The following is a 17,907-nucleotide window of genomic DNA, read 5'->3' on the forward strand; positions in this document are numbered from 1 at the left end:
GCATGACCGACAGCAACGAGATCGAAGAGAGCAGCGCCCCGCTGATCGAACACCTGGCCGAATTGCGCACGCGTCTGATCCGCTCGGTCATTGCGTTTGTGATCGGGATGGTGATCTGTTTCTCGTTCGGGCGGCACATTCTGGATTTCCTGCTGGGCCCGATCGAGGACACGATGCGCGCGCTGGGCAATCCCAATCCGGTGATGCAATACACCGCGCCGCAGGAATATTTCTTTACCCTGATCCGCATCTCGATGGTGGGCGGGCTGGCGCTGTCCTTTCCGGTGATCGCCAACCAGCTGTGGCGCTTTGTGGCGCCGGGACTGTATAAAAACGAAAAGAACGCCTTTCTGCCCTTTCTGATTGCCTCGCCCGTGCTGTTCCTGATGGGCGGTGCCTTTGCGCATTACGTGGTGATCCCGCTGGCCATGGCGTTTTTCCTGGGGTTTGCGGATTTCCCGTCCTTCGTTTCGGCCATGCTGGTGGGGCAGGATGTGGATGCCTCTTTGACTGCCGCTCAGGAAGGGATCGACATTGTTTTCAACGGTAAGGTCAACGAAAGCCTTGATATTACGCTGAAAATGATCGTGGCCTTTGGCCTGTGTTTCCAACTGCCCGTGCTGCTGACGCTGATGGGCAAGGCCGGGCTGGCCTCGGCCAAGGGGCTGCGCAACACCCGCAAATACGCCGTGGTGGGCATCCTGACGGTGGCCGCTTTGGTGACGCCGCCGGATGTGACGACGCAGCTGATCCTGTTTGTGGTGGTTTACGGGCTCTATGAAATCTCGATCTTCCTGGTGGCCCGCGTGGAAACCAAACGCGAGGCCCGCCTGCGCGCCGAAGGTTATTACGACGACGAAGAAGAGCCCGAAGAAGAGTTCGACGACCCGTTGATGAAAGAATTCGACGAAGAAGAGGACGACCCCGGCATGGTGGATAACAGCGGGTCGAAACCGTGAAAAAGACCATGAAACGTATCGCGGCGGCGCTGGAGCGGATGTCTCCGGCGCCTTTGGCGGCCCCCGATTTCGACGCGGCCGACGCCTTTGTCTGGCATGTAGAGCCCGACCGGCTGGAGCCCGTCCCCAAGGTAAACCGCGTGGATCTGTCGCTGCTGGTGGGGGTGGATCGCAGCCGCGACACGCTGCTGACCAACACGGTGCAATTTGCGCGCGGCCTGCCGGCGAATAACGCCCTGCTGTGGGGTGCGCGCGGGATGGGGAAATCCTCGCTTGTGAAGGCGGTGCACGCGCAGGTTCTGGCGCAGGGGCACGCGCTGAAAATCGTGGAACTGCAACGCGAGGATCTGCCCTCGGTGGCGCGGCTGCTGAACTTGCTGCGCGCCAGCGACGCGCGGTTCGTGCTGTTTTGCGACGATCTGTCCTTCAGCCATGATGATCAGCATTACAAATCGCTCAAGGCCGTGCTGGATGGCGGGATTGAGGGACGCCCCGACAATGTGGTGTTCTATGCCACTTCGAACCGGCGCCACCTGATGCCGCGCGACATGATCGAGAATGAACGCTCTAGCGCGATCAACCCCTCTGAGGCGGTCGAGGAAAAGGTGTCCCTGTCCGATCGCTTCGGGCTGTGGCTGGGCTTTCATCCGTGCACGCAGGATGACTATCTGGCGATGATCCGGGGCTATTGCGATGCCCATGGCGTGCAGATCGAGGACAGCACCCTGCGCGCCGAAGCCATCGAATGGCAGGCCACGCGCGGCGGGCGGTCGGGCCGGGTGGCCTGGCAGTTCTTTACCGATCTGGCCGGGCGCAAGGGCGTTCGGGTCTAAGCTAACCTCTTGAAATAAAAGGCCCGCCAGATCAGCGGGCCTTTGGCATTCTTTCAGGCGGGTTATTTCAGATAGGGCGTCGGATCCACCGCATCAAAGCCCTTGCGGACCTCGAAATGCACGTAGTTCGATTTACCCGAGCGGATTTTCCCGATGCTCTGGCCGCGTTTCACACCATCGCCCTTCTTGACCGAGATCGCATCCACATTGGCATAGACCGTCAGCAGATTATCGGGGTGTTTGATCAGCAGAATCGGGATCTGATCGGCATCGGTGGTGATCGCCGCGACGGTGCCATTGGCCGCCGCGCGGACCGGCGTGCCGGGGGCTGCGGCGATGTCGATCCCGTCGTTTTTACCCTTCTTGTAGTCTCGGACGATGCTGCCGTTCACGGGCATGTCCATCTGGGCCTTGCGGGTCTGGGATTTGCTCAGATCCGGCGCGCCGGTGGGCTGTGTGGCCTGGGCCGCAGGGGTGGTTTTCTGCGCGGGCAGCGCCTGGCTGGCGCTTGGCGGGGTGGGCGTGCTGCTGCCCTGGCCGGGTTTGCTGGTGGTGAAAGGCTGCGCTTTGCGTTGCGGCGCGCTGGTGTCGGGCACGGGGATCAGCAGATACTGGCCCTCGCGGATGGTGAAATCGGGGCCCAGGCCGTTCCATTCGGCCAGCGCCCGAACCGAGACATCATACATCCGCGAAATCGTATAGGCGGTCTCGCCGCGCACCACCTTGTGGCGGATGGGTTCGATGCCCACCTGGACCTTCTCGGCCTTTTGGGCGGGTTTCGCGGTCTCGGTTTTGGGCAGTTCGGTGGTTTCCACCTTCGCGGCCGAGGCCCGGTCAATCGCGCCCCCGGCGATGCTCTCGATGTCCACGGACGAGGGCGGCTGGATCGGGCCGGTGGCCTCGGCGCCAGTGGCGGGCGAGGGTTCGGCGACGCGGCGGGGCAGGGCCAGCACCTCGTCCTTGCGCAGCACATCATCGGGGCGCACGCCGTTGTATTTGGCCAGCTCCTCGGCATCCAGGCCGATCCGGTTGGCCACATCGGCCACCGTATCGCCGCCGCGCGCCACCACGACCTGATAGCCGGGATAGGAAATGATACCGCGATTGTCCGGCGCAGGGCGTTCAGCGGTAGCCTGACGCGCCGCATCCGCAGTGCTAAGCGCATTGCCGAAATTGCCACGCAGATCGAAATCAAATGGTTCGTCACAGGCCGCCAGTAGCGCCAGCGCCGAACCGGCAAGCATCACACGGGCCGAATGGAAACGGCAGGTCTGGGTCATCTCGATGTCCTCTGTCTGCCCCTTGTTGGCCGGGGCTTGATCAACTGATTAACGGGTGTTTGCCCGATTTACTCGTCCCGCGCCAGCCCCTCGACCAAGGGTACAAAGCGGACTGGGCGCAATTCATCATAGTCAAATCCGCCTTCAAGCCGCCGCACGCGGATCAGGCTTTGCACCGTATCCGACTGGCCCACAGGCAGAACCATAATACCCCCGATTTTCAATTGCGCCAAGAGAGGGCCGGGCGGATCCTCGGCCGCAGCGGTCACAAGAATGCGGTCAAAGGGCGCCTGATCGGGCAAACCAAAGCTGCCATCGGCGGTAAAGGCGGTGATATTGGCAAGATCCAGCGCATCGAACACCTCGCGCGCTTCGCGCACCAGGCGGCGGTGACGGTCCACGGTATAGACGCGCCGGGCCAGCTGGCTCAGCACAGCCGCCTGATAGCCCGATCCGGTGCCCACCTCCATGACCTTATCGCGCGGGCTGACCTGCAAGGCCTGCGTCATCAGCCCCACCACCGAAGGCTGGCTGATCGTCTGGCCGCAGGCGATGGGCAGGGGCATATCCTCGTAGGCGCGTTCGGCAAACAGGCCGCGCACGAACAGGCCGCGGTCGATCTTCTCCATCGCGGACAGCACAGCAGCATCCGTCACCCCGCGCGAGCGTAGGGCAAACAGGAATTGCATCTTGCGTGTGGCGTCTGCGGTTTCGTCGATCATTCCAGCTCTTTCAGCTTGGCCAGCAGGGCGTGATCCGTCAGATCGGCGCGCATCGGCGTGACCGAGATATAGCCATCCAGATTGACCGCCGCATCGGTTTCGGGCGCGGTGGGTTTGTGCTGATCGCCGCCCTTGATCCACAGGAATTGCCGCCCCGAGGGCGACAGATGCGGCTGACAGGAAAACCGGGTGTGTTCGCGAAACCCCTGCGGCACGATCTTCACCCCGCGCACCCCCCGCGCGTCAAAGGGCGGAAAGTTGATGTTGTAAAACAGCCGATACCCCGCGGTGTCCTCGGGCCAGCTGGCCAGTAATTTGCGGATCAAAGCCGGGGCATGAACCCGCGCTGCCTCGAACGGATCGTCGGCATGAAAAATCGACGGCCCCATATATTGCGACATCGCGATCGAGGGAATGCGCTGCAACGCCCCCTCCATCGCCCCGCCCAGCGTTCCGGAATACAGCGCATTTTCGGCCGAGTTATTGCCCCGGTTCACCCCCGACAGGATCAGATCGGGCAGGTTTTCCTTCAGAACGTGGTGCAGACCGGCCAGCACACAATCGGCCGGGCTGCCCTCGGCCGCATAGCGCCGCTCGGCCATCTTGGACAGCATCATCGGATGGGTATAGCTGATACAATGGCCCACGCCCGATTGCTCAAAGGCCGGCGCCACAGTCCAGACCTCCCCCTCCGGCCCGGCCAGCTCACTGGCAATCTCATGCATGGCCTCCAGGCCCGGCGCATTGATGCCGTCATCATTGGTGATCAAAATACGCATGATAAACCCGCCCTTACCGCTCTTTCTCCCTTACTAGCCGCCCCCCGAAACCAGAGCAAGCATCATACCCGCCCCAGGGCAAACGCCGCGCGCGCCCTGCTTCTTTGCTCAGCCAATACTCCGGGGGAGACGCCCAAAGGGCGGCGGGGGCAGCGCCCCTTTGCGGCTACGCAACCGCCTCCAGCAACCGTTTCGCCTCATCCTGAGGCCGCGCCAACACGCCCGTGTCCTCTCCCGGGAAAAACCGCGCGCGGGTGGCCGTGGCCATGGGCTCGGGGGTCAGGATATGCACCCTGGGGCCGGTCCGGGCGGTCTCGGCGGCCCAGCTGCGGGCCATGGCGATCTGCGCGGCCTTCGTGGCCCCATAGGCACCAAAGAACTTCTGCCCGGCGCGCGCGTCCTCAAAAAACAGCGCGGTGCCGCTCTCGCCCAGCAAGGGGGCGATATAGGGGATCAGCACCCCGGTCGCCGACACATTGCAGGCCACCGATTTTTCCCAATCCTTCTGATCGACGAAATTCGCGGGTGCCAGCGGGGCCACATGCACCGCCGTATGCGCCCAGACATCCACAGCCCCCCAACGGTCATAGATCGAGCGGCACAGCTGCGCCATCGCGTCCTTGTTGGTGATGTCCATCGGGGCCAGCGTGGCCTGCCCGCCCTTGGCCTGGATTCGGTCGTCCAGTTCCTCCAGCGCGCCGGTGGTCCGGGCGACGGCAACGATATGGTGGGTCTGGCAAAGCGCCTCGGCCAGGCCTGCGCCCAGGCCGCGCGACGCTCCGGTGATCAGGGCGATTTTCTGTGTCATGGTGCCGGGTTTGGGCCGAAATCCGCAGCGGGTCAAGCGGATTCGGGCCGCCGCCCGCGCGCATTCAGTCGCGCATCAGATGCGGGCGAATGTCATCCCCGCAAGCGGCATAGAGATCCAGCAGTTGATCGAAGCTGATCCCGTTTGCCTGCGCCAAGGCCAGCGTGCCGCCCATCGCCACGGCCTGAGGGCGCTGATCGGGGCGGGGAAAGCGCAGGCGCAGCACCTCGGCCTCCAGATCGGGCAGGGGATTGGCCAGCAGCACCTCGGCCTCGGCGGGCAGAGGCGCGGCCGGATCGTCCCAGCTGTTCAAATAGGCATAGAACATGTCGGGCGGAACCTGCGCCCAGGGGGTGATATGCACGGTCTCATCCGCGCCCTGCACAGGCAGGCTGAGCACCACCCGCAGGTATCGCGCCTCTCCGGTGCGGCACAGATCGGGCGACAGCTGATCGGCCCCTTCCTTGACAAAGGGCGCATCCGCGCGCGCGCCATGCGGCCAGTCCGAGGGATGATCGAACCCGATGTCGTAAATCCCCGAAAACCGCCGTCCGCAACAGGGGCAGGCGCGGGTTTCATCGTTAAAACGGCGCCAGCGGGCATCCAGAGACAACAGAGACATATCAGGGCCTTCTTGCAGGGTGGGGGCACAGTAGGGGCGCAGATGCAGAGGCGCAAGCGGCGCTATTCGGGCAGGCTGAGCGTTTTCTGCGCGCCTTTGCGCGTCAGAATGACCCGGCCCTCGGTGATCGCGACCACCTGATGCCCCTGAATACGATCCCCTGTTGAAACCTGCCGGGTGCGTCGGCCCTGGCGCAGCAGCGCGCGGCTGCTTTGCGGGGTGATCAGGGTGCCCAGCAAAGTCAGCCCGCTGGGCAAAGGCATATCGGTTTGGGTCGCGGCCTGCGCGACCTGCGGCGGAGTGGGCGTTGTCATAAGATCCATGTGGCTACGCAGCGCATTGTTGCTGCGTTGCGGCATATGACGAGGGCGGACCCCGGAAAAAAGGCCCATATGCGAAAGAACAGGGCCGATCAGCGGCCAATCGCTGGCCCGTGCCGCCCGTGGGCGCGAAAAATTGCCTGCCTGAAGCGCGCCTGTCTTAAGCGCGCCTGTGCTCAACGCGCCGCTGCCACACGAAAAAGGGGCATCGCGCGCGGCAATGCCCTCGGTCCGGCGGATCAATCGCGGCCTATTCGGCGGCTTTCAGCACAAAGCCCTTCTGGATCATATCCGAGGGTTCAACCGGATATTCCCCCGAGAAACACGCATCGCAATATTGCGGGCAGTCGTTCTTGCGGCCCTCGGCCTCGCCCACGGCGCGGTACAGCCCGTCCAGCGAGATGAACTTCAGACTGTCCACATTCAGATGCTGGCGCATTTCTTCCTCGGTCATGGTGGCGGCCAGCAGCTTTTCGCGCTGGGGCGTGTCCACGCCATAGAAACAGGGCCAGGCCGTGGGGGGCGAGGCAATGCGGAAATGCACCTCGGCGGCGCCAGCGTCCAGGATCATTTCCTTGATCTTGCGGCTGGTCGTGCCGCGCACCACCGAATCGTCCACCAGAATGACCCGCTTGCCCTTGATCAGGGCGCGGTTGACGTTCAGTTTCAGCCGGACGCCCATGTTGCGGATCTGCTCGGTCGGCTCGATGAAAGTCCGGCCCATGTACTGGTTGCGGATGATGCCCTGCCCGAAGGGAATGCCGCTTTCGTGGGCAAAACCGATGGCCGCAGGGGTGCCGCTGTCGGGCACGGGGCAGACCAGATCGGCCTCGACCGGGGCCTCGCGGGCCAGTTCCACACCGATCTGGCGGCGGGTTTCATAGACGGAGCGCCCGTCGATGATGCTGTCGGGGCGCGAGAAATACACATGTTCGAAGATGCAGAATTTCGAGGGGCGCGGGCGGAAGGGGCGGATGCTCTCGATCCCGTGCTTTTCGCTGATCACGACCATCTCGCCCGGCTCGATCTCGCGCACGTATTCGGCACCGATGATGTCCAGCGCGCAGGTTTCCGAGCTGAGCGCCCAGCCATCGCCGATCTTGCCCAGCACCAGCGGGCGCACGCCCAGCGGATCGCGCACGCCGATCAGCTTGGTGCGGGTCATGGCGACCACGGAAAACGCGCCTTCGACGCGGCGCAGGGCGTCCTCCATCCGTTCGGGAATGGTGCGTTGCAGCGACCGGGCCATCAGATGGATGATACATTCCGAATCCGAAGAAGACTGGAAGATCGAGCCACGCTCGATCAGCTCGCGGCGCAGGGCGTCGGCATTGGTGATATTGCCGTTATGCGCAATCGCGGCCCCGCCCATGGAGAATTCCCCAAAGAACGGCTGCACATCGCGGATCGCCGCGCCCTTGGAGCCGGCGGTGGAATAGCGCACATGCCCGATGGCCAGCGGCCCAGGCAGCGTTTTCATCAGCGATTGCGAGGTAAAGTTATCGCGCACATAGCCGAAACGGCGGGCGCTGTTGAACCCTTCGATGGGATCGTGGCTGACGATCCCGCCGGCCTCTTGGCCGCGGTGTTGCAGCGCATGAAGGCCCAGGGCCACGAAGTTGGCCGCATCGGCAACGCCGACGACGCCGAACACGCCGCACTCCTCTTTCAGCTTGTCATCGTCGAAGGGGTGAGCGGGTGGCATAAGCTTGGACAAGGCTGTGCTCCGAATCCGTTGGCTGGCAGTTTGGCCCCTACATAGGGGTAGAATGCGTGACTGTCACGAAAGGATCATAAAAGAACCGCCCGGCAATTGCACGGGCGGTCTTGGATTTCTTGGGGCGATGCGAATGCGGCGCTTTCACGCAGATCATTTTTCGCAGGCGTTGGTCAGCTGTTCGTATTGGGCGGTGATCCAGCCCAGGGCCTCTTCGGGGTCGCTGCCTTCGATTTTGCCGGTCATTTTGGCGAAGACCCGCGCCGAGCGGCTGTCATCCACCATCGGAATCTGCTGCGAGGTGATCACGGTCTCATAGACAAAGAAGGCAATCGCCACCAGCAAGATACCGCGCAGCACGCCGAACAGGAACCCGATGCCCTGATCCAGCCCCCCCAGAACCGAGCGTTGCACCAGCGAGGAAAACAGCGGCGTAAAGAAGGAGGCAATCACCAGCGCCAGCGCGAACACGGCGGCAAAGGCGGCGATGATGCTTAGCTCGCAACTGTCGGCAATGAAGTCGCCCAGCACCGGGATTTCCTTGACCAGCGGCTGCACCTGCGGCGCAAAGAGATAGGCCAGAATGGCCGCAGCCACCCAGCCGGCGATGGCCAGCGCCTCGCGCACAACCCCGCGCGAATAGGCCAGCAGGGCCGAAAGGATGATGACGACCGCAACAACGCCGTCGATAATGGTGAACCCGTCCATAAGTCCGTCCTTGTTTATCAGCGCTTAGCCCGCGCCGAAGATGTCTCCTACAAAGGCGGTCAGGTCCCCGAATTGCCGAAGTGCCATGCCACCCGTGCCGCCCGCTTTGCCTCCGGACGGCGCGATTGCTGTGGTGAAACCAAGTTTTTGCGCTTCTTTCAACCTGTTTTCGGTCTGACCGACCGGGCGCAGGGCCCCCGACAGGCTGATTTCGCCAAATAAAACCGTGTCTTTGGGCAGGGCGGCGTCCTCGCGGGCAGACAGCAGCGCGGCGGCCACGGCCAGATCGGCGGCCGGTTCGGACACTTTCAGCCCGCCCGCGACGTTCAGATAGACATCGAGGCCCGCAAAGGGGATGCCGCAGCGTGCCTCTAGAACCGCAAGGATCATCGCCAGGCGCGAGCCGTCCCAGCCCACCACCGTGCGGCGGGCCTGGCTGTGCGGCGAGGGCGCGACCAGCGCTTGGAACTCCACCAGAACGGGGCGCGTGCCCTCGACCCCGGCGAAGACCACGGACCCCGGCGAGGGCTCGCCCCGTTCAGACAAAAACAGCGCCGAGGGGTTCAGCACCTCGGACAGACCGCTGCCGGTCATTTCAAAGACGCCGATCTCGTCCGCGGGGCCGAAACGGTTTTTCACCGCGCGCAGGATGCGGAATTGATGGCCGCGCTCGCCCTCGAAATAGAGCACCGTATCCACCATGTGTTCCACCACGCGCGGGCCGGCGATCTGGCCCTCTTTGGTGACGTGGCCCACCAGGATCACCGACATGCCCTTGCGTTTGGCAAAAGTGGTTAGTTCATGCGCGGCGGCGCGGACCTGGCTGACCGATCCCGGCGCGCTTTCGACGTTATCGGCCCACATGGTCTGGATCGAATCGATGATGGCCAGCTGCGGCTTTTCCGTGTCCAGAGTGGTCAGAATATCGCGCAGGTTGGTTTCCGCGCCCAGTTGCACGGGGGCATCTGTCAGCCCCAGCCGCTGCGCGCGCATCCGCACCTGAGCGCTGGCTTCCTCGCCCGAGATATAGATGGTCTTCAGCCCGGCCCCGGCAAAACGCGCGGCGGCCTGTAACAAAAGCGTGGATTTGCCGATCCCAGGATCGCCGCCCACCAGAATGGCGCTGGCCGGAACCAGACCGCCGCCCAATACGCGGTCCAGCTCTTCCAGCCCCGATTGTGTGCGCGGCGGAGGCGTTTCCTGCGTCGCCAGATCGGTCAGCTGGATCGCCGCCCCGCGTTTGTTGCCCAGCGATTTCTTGGATGGGCCGGCGGACAGGGGCGCGTCCTCGATGATGGTGTTCCATTCGCCGCAGGCATCGCAGCGCCCGGACCATTTGTTCGTGCGCGCGCCGCAGGCGGTACAAGAGAAGGATGTCGTTTTAGCCATGGGCGCAGTGATGCCCTAGCGGGCGGTCTCGGTCAAACCCGTTCCTTGCGGGCAGCGATGGAAATCCCCAAAGAGGCCAGGATGCAGCCTGTGAACAGATACAGGCCCCAGGCGGTCTCGATCGTGCCCAGGCCGATGCCCTTAGCGATGGTGATGTAGAGCGCGATCAAAAAGATGTCCGCCATGGCCAGTTTGCCCAGGATATTGAGCGCGGGCAGGGTGCGCCTGTCCAGCAGGTCAAAGTGGATCAGCGCCAGGCCGATGGTTTTGATATAGGGCGCGAAGAGGGCAAATACTGTCACGATGAGCGCCAGGAAGACGTCGCTGCTCCACAGGCTTTGCAGGCCCGAGATGACGCTGATTTCCGACAGGCCGAAGAGCGGCAAAAGCCCGGCGCGCAACAGCGGCGCGAACCAGGCGATGGGAAAGAGGATCAGGAGGGCGAGGTTGAGGTATTTCATGCGGGGGCGTCTCCTTTGGCTATGCAGCTAGGGGGCGCGGGCGGTGTGCGCAAGGGCGGCGGCGGCACCTTGGGTGGGGCAGGGACGCCTTCGGCGAGAGTATTTCTTTCAGAAAGAAGGCGTTAGCGGACGGATTCTATTGGCCCGTCGGCGCGGCCGTGGATGAATTGATCGAGGTAGGGATCGCCCGAGGTGTCCATCTGGCTGACCGGGCCGGTCCATTTGATCACCCCTTCGTGCAGCATGGCGACGTTATCGGCGATGGCGCGCACGCTGCTCATGTCATGGGTGATGGTCATTGCCGTGGCGCCCATTTCGACGACGATTTCACGGATGAGTTCGTTGATGACGCCGGACATGATCGGATCGAGCCCGGTGGTGGGTTCGTCGAAGAAGATGATTTCGGGATTGGCGGCGATGGCGCGGGCCAGGCCCACGCGTTTTTGCATCCCGCCCGACAGTTCCGCCGGGAATTTGTCGGCGACATCGGGTTTCAGGCCGACGCGGCGCAGTTTTTCGATGGCGATTTCGCGGGCTTCGTGTTTGGGGCGTTTCAGCGAGCCGCGCAGCAGGCGGAAGGCGACGTTTTGCCAGACGGGCAGCGAGTCAAACAGCGCGCCGCCCTGAAACAGCATCCCGAAACGGGCGAGAAAGGCGTCTCGGTCGGCTTTGGTGACGTCCTGGCCGTCCAGCGTGATGGTGCCGCTATCGGGGGCGATCAGCCCCAGCACGCATTTCAGCGCCACCGATTTGCCAGTGCCCGAGCCGCCGATGATCACCATGGAGGTGCCCTTGGGGATTGTCAGATCGACCCCGCGCAGCACCTGATGGTTACCGAACCCTTTGTGGACGTTTGTCAGTTCGATCATGCGGAGAAAAACACCTCGGTCAGCAGGTAATTGGCCGCCAGGATCAGGATCGAGGCCGCGACGACCGCCGATTTCGTTGCCCGGCCCACGCCCTGCGCGCCGCGGCCCGAATGCATCCCGTAAAAGCAGCCCATCAGCGCCACGATAAAGCCAAAGGCCGCGCCCTTGATCAGGCCGGACACGATGTCAAATGTTTCAAGGAAATCAACGGTGTTGCTTAGGTAGGCCGCGCCGTTGAACCCCAGTCGGCTGATCCCGACGAAATAGCCGCCCATGATGCCGATCACATCGCCGATGCCAACCAGCACGGGCACGGCAATCGTCGCGGCCAGCACGCGCGGCAGGGTCAGATATTTCATCGGATGGGTGGAGAGCGTGACCAGAGCGTCGATCTGCTCGGTCACTTTCATCGTGCCGATTTCGGCCGCGATCGAGCTGGCCACCCGCGCGGCCACCATCAGCCCGGCCAGCACCGGGCCCAGCTCGCGTACCATGCCGATGGCCACGATCGAGGGCACCACGGCCTCGGCGTTGAAGCGGCTGCCGCCCGCGTAGATCTGTAGCGCCAGCGCGCCCCCGGTAAACAGCGTGGTCAGCCCCACAACGGGCAGGGACAGCCAGCCGATCTGCACCAGAGCGTGCAGAAACTCGCGCCCATAAAACGGCGGCCGGAACAGATGCGAAACGGTCTGAGCCGCAAACAGAGTCACCCGCCCCACCAGCGCCAAAGCCGCCAGAACCTGCTGCCCCAGGGCCGCCAAAGGCGCAGCCGGGCTCATGCGCTGGTATAGCGCCGGCGGTACCGCGCGCCCAAAGAAGTCAGGATTTCATACCCAATCGTACCGGCATTCCCGGCCAGCATGTCCACGGTCTGGCTTGCGTTCAGCAGATCCAGCGTCTTGGGCGCTTCGGGCAGATGGGTCACATCGACGCCGATCAGATCCATCGAAATCCGGCCCCGCACCGGACAGGCCACATCGCCCGCATAAAGAGCCGTCCGCGCCCCCATGCTGCGGTGAATCCCGTCGGCATAGCCCGCCGCCACAGTCGCAATCCGAGAGGCCCCCCCAGCGACCCAGCTATTGCCATAGCCCACGCTCTCGCCCGCCTCCACATCGCGGATCTGGATCACCGGCAGGCTGATATGCGCCACCGGGCGCGCCGCCTGAAACGGCAAACCGCCATACATCCCGATCCCCGGCCGCGTCACATCGAAATGATAGTCCGGCCCCAGCAAAATCCCCCCCGTCGCCGACAAGGACCGAGGCACGCCGCACCCATCCGTCATCTGGCGAAACACCTGCAATTGCTGGGCATTCATCGGATGCTCTGGCGCATCCGCGCAGGCCAGATGCGACATGATCAGCTGGATATTCTGCGCCAGGGCAATCTCGCGCAGGGCGGCCCATTCGGCGGGCTCCATCCCCAGACGGTTCATGCCGGTGTCCAGCTGCACGCCAAAGGGATGCCCCGGCAAAGCCTCTACATGGCGCAGCATCTGATCAATCGAGTTCAGCATCGGCACCAGCTGCAAATCATGGATCATATCGGTATCACCCGACATATGCCCCGAGAAAACACAAATCTCAGGCCCAGGCCCCAACGCCTCGCGCACCGCCGCGGCCTCTTCGGCCACCGCCACGAAAAACCGCCGCGCGCCCGCATGAGCCAGGCTGCGCGCCACGCGCCCCGCACCCAACCCATAGCCATTGGCCTTGACCACAGCCGCCGTCTCCACGCCGCTGCCGGTTAAACCATCCAAAGCCCGCCAGTTCGCCACCAGCGCCGCCAAATCAATTGTCAATGTTGCCGTCGTCATAGGGCTGTTTTGACAGAGTGCCCAAAATGGTCAAGCGCAAACGCCCCCCACCGCTCAGGGCCGCTCAAAACGCGCAACCTCCCGCCGCTTTCTTTGCTCTGCCAATACTCCGGGGGGCCACCCGCAGGGGGGCGGGGGCAGAGCCCCCAAAACCCCGGCTTAATATCCCTCGTCCGGCCCCTGCTGCCAGGCCTTGGCCAGGTTGCCAAACCGCGTGAACTGCGCCTCGAACGCCAGCTCGACCGTGCCGATGGGGCCGTGGCGCTGCTTGCCGACAATGACCTCGGCCTTGCCATGCAGACGCTCCATCGCGGCGATCCACTCTTCCATCTTTTCCAGCTCGTGCTCGCCCGGTTTTTCGCGTTCCTTATAATACTCCTCGCGGAACACGAACATCACCACGTCCGCATCCTGTTCGATCGAGCCACTCTCGCGCAGGTCCGACAGCTGCGGGCGTTTGTCGTCCCGGCTTTCCACCTGACGGCTTAGCTGCGACAGCGCGATCACCGGAATGTTCAGCTCTTTCGCAATGGCCTTCATCCCCATCGAGATCTCGGCAATCTCGTTCACCCGGTTATCCGACATGCCGCGGCACAGCTGCAGATAGTCGATGATCAGCAGGTCCAGCCCATGCGTCCGTTTCAGGCGCCGGGCCCGTGCGGCCAGTTGGCTGATCGGCAGGGCCGGGGTGTCGTCGATGAACAGGGGGCAGGCCTCCAGTTCCTTGGCGGCTTCCACGAAGCGGCGGAATTCGCCCTCGGTCATGTCACCCTGACGGATCTTATGCGAGGAAATCTCGGACGCTTCGGCCAGAACCCGACCCGCCAGCTGCTCGGCGCTCATTTCAAGGCTGAAAAAGCCCACCACGCCGCCATCCACGGCGCCCTCGGTCCCGTCCGGTTTCAGCCCGCGTTTATAGGCCTTGGCCACGTTGAACGCGATGTTGGTCGCCAGCGAGGTTTTCCCCATCGACGGACGCCCCGCAAGGATCAGCAGGTCCGAGGGGTGCAGCCCCCCCAGCTGTTTGTCCAGATCGGCCAACCCGGTGGAAATCCCGGCCATGCCGCCGCCACGCTGATAGGCCTCGTTGGTGACGTTCACCGCCTCGGTCACGGCCTTCAGGAAGGACACGAACCCGCTGTCGGTCTGGCCCTGTTCGGACAGTTTATAGAGCGCCTGTTCGGCGTCGACGATCTGTTCCTTGGGCTCCGAGGCCACGTCCACGCGCTGCGCCTTGGTGGCGATGTTGTTGCCCAGGCCAATCAGCTCGCGGCGGATCGCCATGTCATAGATCATCTGCGCGTAATCGCGCGCCGCATAGGCCGAGATCGCCGCCCCCGCCAGACGCGCCAGATAGGCCGGCCCGCCCAGTTCCTGAAGGCCCGCGTCATCCTCAAGGAAGGCTTTCAACGTCACCGGGCTGGCCAGCGCGTTCTTGGCGATACGCGCGGCGGCCACCTCGTAGATGCGGGCGTGGACCGGGTCATAGAAATGCCCCGCCCCGATGATCGAGGCCACGCGGTCATAGATGTCATTATTGGTCAGGATCGCGCCCAGAAGCTGTTGCTCAGCCTCGATGGAATGCGGCATCGGATCGGTGCCGTCGGTTTGTTCAGCGCTGTCGATCTTGGCGATTTCGTTCATCTGTCCCTGTCTCCCGATGGGAGGAGTTCATACAGAATCCGCCTGCGGGCAGGCAAATTGTATGTTTTTGGGGATAAGCTGTTGGCAACTTATCCCCATACCGCATCATGTGGCAAAAAGGCTTGGCGGGTCAATATCTGGGGTGCTCTTAGCCCTTTTTGCGGGCCTCTTGCCAGGGGCGGGGGCTGGTCAGGAAGGCTTCGACCTCTTTGAGGGTGTTCTCATCAAAGGCCTTGGCGGCGCGGGCCTCGGCCAGCACATCCCACCAGGTGCACAGGTGGTGCAGTTTAACGCCATGATCGCCCAAGGTTTTCTCGGTCTCGGGGAAAATGCCGTAGTAGAAGATCACCGCCGTGTGCCCACAGGAGGCCCCGGTTTCGCGAATCGCGTCCACGAAAGACAGTTTGCTGCCGCCATCGGTGGTCAGATCCTCGACCAGCAGCACGCGTTCGCCTTCGGACATGGCGCCCTCGATGCGGGCGTTGCGGCCGTAGCCTTTGGGTTTCTTGCGCACATAGGTCATGGGCAGAGCCATGCGCTCGGCGACCATCGCGGCAAAGGGAATGCCCGCTGTTTCGCCGCCGGCGATGTTATCGAAGGCTTCGAAACCGGCCTCGCGCATGACGGTGACGGTCAGGAAATCCATCAGGGTGCTACGGATGCGCGGGTAAGAGATCAGTTTGCGGCAGTCGATATAGGTGGGGCTGGGCAGGCCCGAGGCCAGGGTAAAGGGTTCGTCCGCGTTGAAATGCACGGCCTTGATTTCCAGCAACATCCGGGCGGTCAGGCGGGCGATTTCCTCTTTGGTGGGGTAGGCGGCGGGGATCATCTGCGGTGTCCTTTTGTTGGAACCGGGGGCGCGCTGGGTGGGTGCGGGCGCCTCCGGCGGGAGTATTTGGCGAGCAAAGAAGGGCTTAGGCGGTGACGTGCCAGTGCACGGGGAAGCCCGGATCAAAGACCGTGACGGGACCGTCATCGGAGTGGATTTTGGCGGGCCACTGGGCGGGGGCGCCTTTGGTGAGGGTGAGGGTGCCGCTATTGGTGGGTTTGCGGTAGAAGGCGGGGCCGTTGAGCGCGGTGAAGGCTTCGAGGGTGTCCAGTGCGTTTTCTTCTTCGAAGACATGGGCCAGCAGGGCCATGGTGTTGGTGGCGGTAAAGCAGCCGGCGCAGCCGCAGCCGGTTTCCTTGGCCGCGTCCACATGCGGGGCGCTGTCGGTGCCCAGGAAGAAGCGTTTGTCGCCCGAGGTGGCGGCGGCGCGCAGGGCCAGGCGGTGGGATTCGCGTTTGGCGACGGGCAGGCAGTAGTAATGCGGTTTGATCCCGCCCACCAGGATGTGGTTGCGGTTGATGATCAGGTGATGGGTGGTGATTGTGGCGCCCAGATCGGTGTCGTTGGCTTTGACATAGTCTACGCCGTCGCTGGTGGTGATATGTTCCATCACCACGCGCAGGCCGGGGGTGGCGCGGCGGATCGGGTCCAGCACGCGGTCGATGAAGACGGCCTCGCGGTCGAAGATGTCGATGTCTGTGTCGGTGACCTCGCCGTGGACGCAGAGGGGCATGCCGATTTCGGCCATTTTTTCCAGCACGGGGCGGACTTTGTCGAAGTTACGCACGCCCGAGGCGGAATTGGTGGTGGCCCCAGCGGGATAGAGTTTCACCGACGCGCACAGCCCGGTTTCGAACGCATGGGCGACGTCGGCGGGATCTGTGTCCTCGGTCAGGTAGAGCGTCATCAGCGGCTCGAATGTCATATCGACGGGCAGCGCGGCCAGGATCCGGTCGCGATAGCTGGCGGCATCGGCGCTGGTGACCACGGGCGGGACCAGGTTCGGCATGATGATGGCGCGGCCAAAATGGCGGGCGGTTTCGGGCAGGACAGCCCGCAGCATTGCGCCATCGCGCAGGTGCAGGTGCCAGTCATCGGGGCGTGTGATGGTGATCGAGGTGCTCATGCCTTTGCGATTACACCGATCCGGGCGCGTGGACCAGTGGGTAGGCGCGCGAAATCGGTGTCAGGCGGCGGGAATCTCGATCTTGCCCTCGGCGGCGGCCTTCTCTAGCGCGTCCAGTCGGCGGCGAATGCGCGGAGCGTGCATCCGCGCCACCACGTTGCGGCACAAGATGGTGGCCAGATAGGGGCGGTCCTGCACATCCAGACGGGTCAGCAGGCCGCGCAGATACGAGGGGTGATTGCGCCGGGCGCGGTAGAGTTCGGCAAAGGCAGCCGCCGAGAAACTGCCGCGTCCGGCCTGGCTGAGAACGGTGAAGAGCAGGTCCATCGTCAACAGCTCGGTTTGTAGCGCGTCGCCCATGTTGGGCATCCGCAGCTTTGTCACATTGGGGCGCGTGAACAGCGCCGCGTGCATGGCGTCCAGATCCTCGTGCGGGTCGTAGAACACATAGGTCTGATCAGCCGCGTCGATCATATCGGGCGCATAGCCATAGCGATCCGAGAAAGAGGTGCGGCGCATTTCGATGAAACGGTCATCCCATTCGGTGATGCGCGGGTCCAGCGTGGCCTGGGGCTGGACGGCCAGCACCGTGGCCCCCGGCGCGGCGACGGAAAAGGCTGCGGCCGCATAGCCGCACGGGCCCGCGCCATAGAACACCACGCGGTCGAATTCCTCGAAGAAACCATCGTCGATCAGCTGATCGAACATGGCATAGACGGCCTCGTCCCGAAACCAGGTGTCCCCATCCGAAATCAGCGCCAGATGCGACCAGCCGTGTTCGCGCGCGACTTCCCATCCCAGGGGCTGCGCGGTTTCCGACAGGGCCTGAATGCCTTGCAGGGATTCGAAGGTGACGATCAGGGTTTCGTCCAGATCCGCGAAGGCCGCGAAATGACGCTTGCCCAGGGGTTCGAAAAAGCCTGTTTCCTCGGAAATTTCCTGCAACTTGCCCAGCCAGGCGGGCTTCTTCAGCCCAGCCAGAGGGGTTTGCAGCAGTTTCTTCAGGTCCGTCATACCACTCA

General features: G+C 63.5%; 19 protein-coding genes. 2 read left to right on the forward strand and 17 right to left on the reverse strand.

Going from position 1 to position 17,907, the window contains the following annotated elements; all coding sequences use genetic code 11:
* Positions 1-2: 2 nt before the first annotated feature.
* Both tatC and ACP15O_RS09705 read left to right on the forward strand, forming a co-directional pair.
* On the forward strand, positions 3-959 hold the full coding sequence (gene tatC, locus ACP15O_RS09700; RefSeq protein ID WP_425095882.1) for a twin-arginine translocase subunit TatC: 957 nt from the start codon (positions 3-5) through the stop codon (positions 957-959).
* An 8-nt stretch (positions 960-967) separates the two neighbouring features.
* A complete protein-coding gene (locus tag ACP15O_RS09705; protein WP_425095883.1) occupies positions 968-1,792 on the forward strand; it encodes an ATP-binding protein in 825 nt (274 codons plus the stop codon).
* A 62-nt stretch (positions 1,793-1,854) separates the two neighbouring features.
* On the opposite strand, the gene ACP15O_RS09710 is transcribed toward ACP15O_RS09705, so the two are convergent.
* The 17 genes from ACP15O_RS09710 to ACP15O_RS09790 all read right to left on the reverse strand — a co-directional run bounded on the left by ACP15O_RS09710 (position 1,855) and on the right by ACP15O_RS09790 (position 17,899).
* The gene (locus ACP15O_RS09710) at positions 1,855-3,072 is read right to left on the reverse strand and encodes a peptidoglycan DD-metalloendopeptidase family protein (RefSeq protein ID WP_425095884.1); all 1,218 of its coding nucleotides are present in this window, start codon (positions 3,070-3,072) and stop codon (positions 1,855-1,857) included.
* A gap of 68 nt (positions 3,073-3,140) precedes the next feature.
* Positions 3,141-3,794, reverse strand: coding sequence for a protein-L-isoaspartate(D-aspartate) O-methyltransferase (locus ACP15O_RS09715; RefSeq protein WP_425095885.1), 654 nt, complete (start codon positions 3,792-3,794; stop codon positions 3,141-3,143).
* Positions 3,791-4,573, reverse strand: coding sequence for a 5'/3'-nucleotidase SurE (gene surE / locus ACP15O_RS09720; protein WP_425095886.1), 783 nt, complete (start codon positions 4,571-4,573; stop codon positions 3,791-3,793). The genes ACP15O_RS09715 and surE overlap by 4 nt, the downstream gene beginning before the upstream one ends.
* A 166-nt stretch (positions 4,574-4,739) precedes the next feature.
* Positions 4,740-5,381 carry an SDR family NAD(P)-dependent oxidoreductase gene (locus ACP15O_RS09725; RefSeq protein ID WP_425095887.1) on the reverse strand — a complete coding sequence of 214 codons (642 nt, stop codon included), beginning with the start codon at positions 5,379-5,381 and terminating at the stop codon, positions 4,740-4,742.
* A 64-nt stretch (positions 5,382-5,445) separates the two neighbouring features.
* Positions 5,446-6,003: a DUF2199 domain-containing protein gene (locus ACP15O_RS09730; protein WP_425095888.1), complete on the reverse strand. Its 558-nt coding sequence runs from the start codon at positions 6,001-6,003 to the stop codon at positions 5,446-5,448.
* Positions 6,004-6,065: 62 nt separating this feature from the next.
* Positions 6,066-6,326 (reverse strand): type II secretion system protein N, encoded by a 261-nt coding sequence (locus ACP15O_RS09735; RefSeq protein WP_425095889.1) that lies wholly within the window; start codon positions 6,324-6,326, stop codon positions 6,066-6,068.
* Positions 6,327-6,573: 247 nt separating this feature from the next.
* On the reverse strand, positions 6,574-8,028 hold the full coding sequence (gene purF, locus ACP15O_RS09740; protein ID WP_425095919.1) for an amidophosphoribosyltransferase: 1,455 nt from the start codon (positions 8,026-8,028) through the stop codon (positions 6,574-6,576).
* Between the two features lie 165 nt (positions 8,029-8,193).
* Positions 8,194-8,748: a CvpA family protein gene (locus ACP15O_RS09745; protein ID WP_425095890.1), complete on the reverse strand. Its 555-nt coding sequence runs from the start codon at positions 8,746-8,748 to the stop codon at positions 8,194-8,196.
* A gap of 24 nt (positions 8,749-8,772) precedes the next feature.
* Positions 8,773-10,137: a DNA repair protein RadA gene (gene radA / locus ACP15O_RS09750; RefSeq protein WP_425095891.1), complete on the reverse strand. Its 1,365-nt coding sequence runs from the start codon at positions 10,135-10,137 to the stop codon at positions 8,773-8,775.
* Between the two features lie 32 nt (positions 10,138-10,169).
* Positions 10,170-10,598 (reverse strand): paraquat-inducible protein A, encoded by a 429-nt coding sequence (locus ACP15O_RS09755; RefSeq protein ID WP_425095892.1) that lies wholly within the window; start codon positions 10,596-10,598, stop codon positions 10,170-10,172.
* Positions 10,599-10,720: 122 nt separating this feature from the next.
* On the reverse strand, positions 10,721-11,467 hold the full coding sequence (locus ACP15O_RS09760; protein WP_425095893.1) for an ABC transporter ATP-binding protein: 747 nt from the start codon (positions 11,465-11,467) through the stop codon (positions 10,721-10,723).
* Complete coding sequence (locus tag ACP15O_RS09765; protein WP_425095894.1) at positions 11,464-12,246, reverse strand: MlaE family ABC transporter permease; 783 nt, start codon at positions 12,244-12,246, stop codon at positions 11,464-11,466. The genes ACP15O_RS09760 and ACP15O_RS09765 overlap by 4 nt, the downstream gene beginning before the upstream one ends.
* On the reverse strand, positions 12,243-13,286 hold the full coding sequence (gene alr / locus ACP15O_RS09770) for an alanine racemase (protein WP_425095895.1): 1,044 nt from the start codon (positions 13,284-13,286) through the stop codon (positions 12,243-12,245). The genes ACP15O_RS09765 and alr overlap by 4 nt, the downstream gene beginning before the upstream one ends.
* Positions 13,287-13,445: 159 nt before the next feature.
* Positions 13,446-14,930 (reverse strand): replicative DNA helicase, encoded by a 1,485-nt coding sequence (locus tag ACP15O_RS09775; RefSeq protein ID WP_425095896.1) that lies wholly within the window; start codon positions 14,928-14,930, stop codon positions 13,446-13,448.
* 148 nt (positions 14,931-15,078) lie between these two features.
* Entirely contained in the window at positions 15,079-15,759 is a 681-nt protein-coding gene (locus tag ACP15O_RS09780) for an orotate phosphoribosyltransferase (RefSeq protein WP_425095897.1), read from the reverse strand.
* Between the two features lie 85 nt (positions 15,760-15,844).
* Positions 15,845-16,885, reverse strand: coding sequence for a dihydroorotase (gene pyrC, locus ACP15O_RS09785; RefSeq protein ID WP_425095898.1), 1,041 nt, complete (start codon positions 16,883-16,885; stop codon positions 15,845-15,847).
* A gap of 60 nt (positions 16,886-16,945) precedes the next feature.
* The gene (locus tag ACP15O_RS09790) at positions 16,946-17,899 is read right to left on the reverse strand and encodes a phosphoadenosine phosphosulfate reductase (protein ID WP_425095899.1); all 954 of its coding nucleotides are present in this window, start codon (positions 17,897-17,899) and stop codon (positions 16,946-16,948) included.
* Positions 17,900-17,907: the final 8 nt, after the last annotated feature.

It is taken from the genome of Youngimonas ophiurae (nom. illeg.), assembly GCF_049803795.1.
GTDB lineage: Bacteria > Pseudomonadota > Alphaproteobacteria > Rhodobacterales > Rhodobacteraceae > Thalassobius.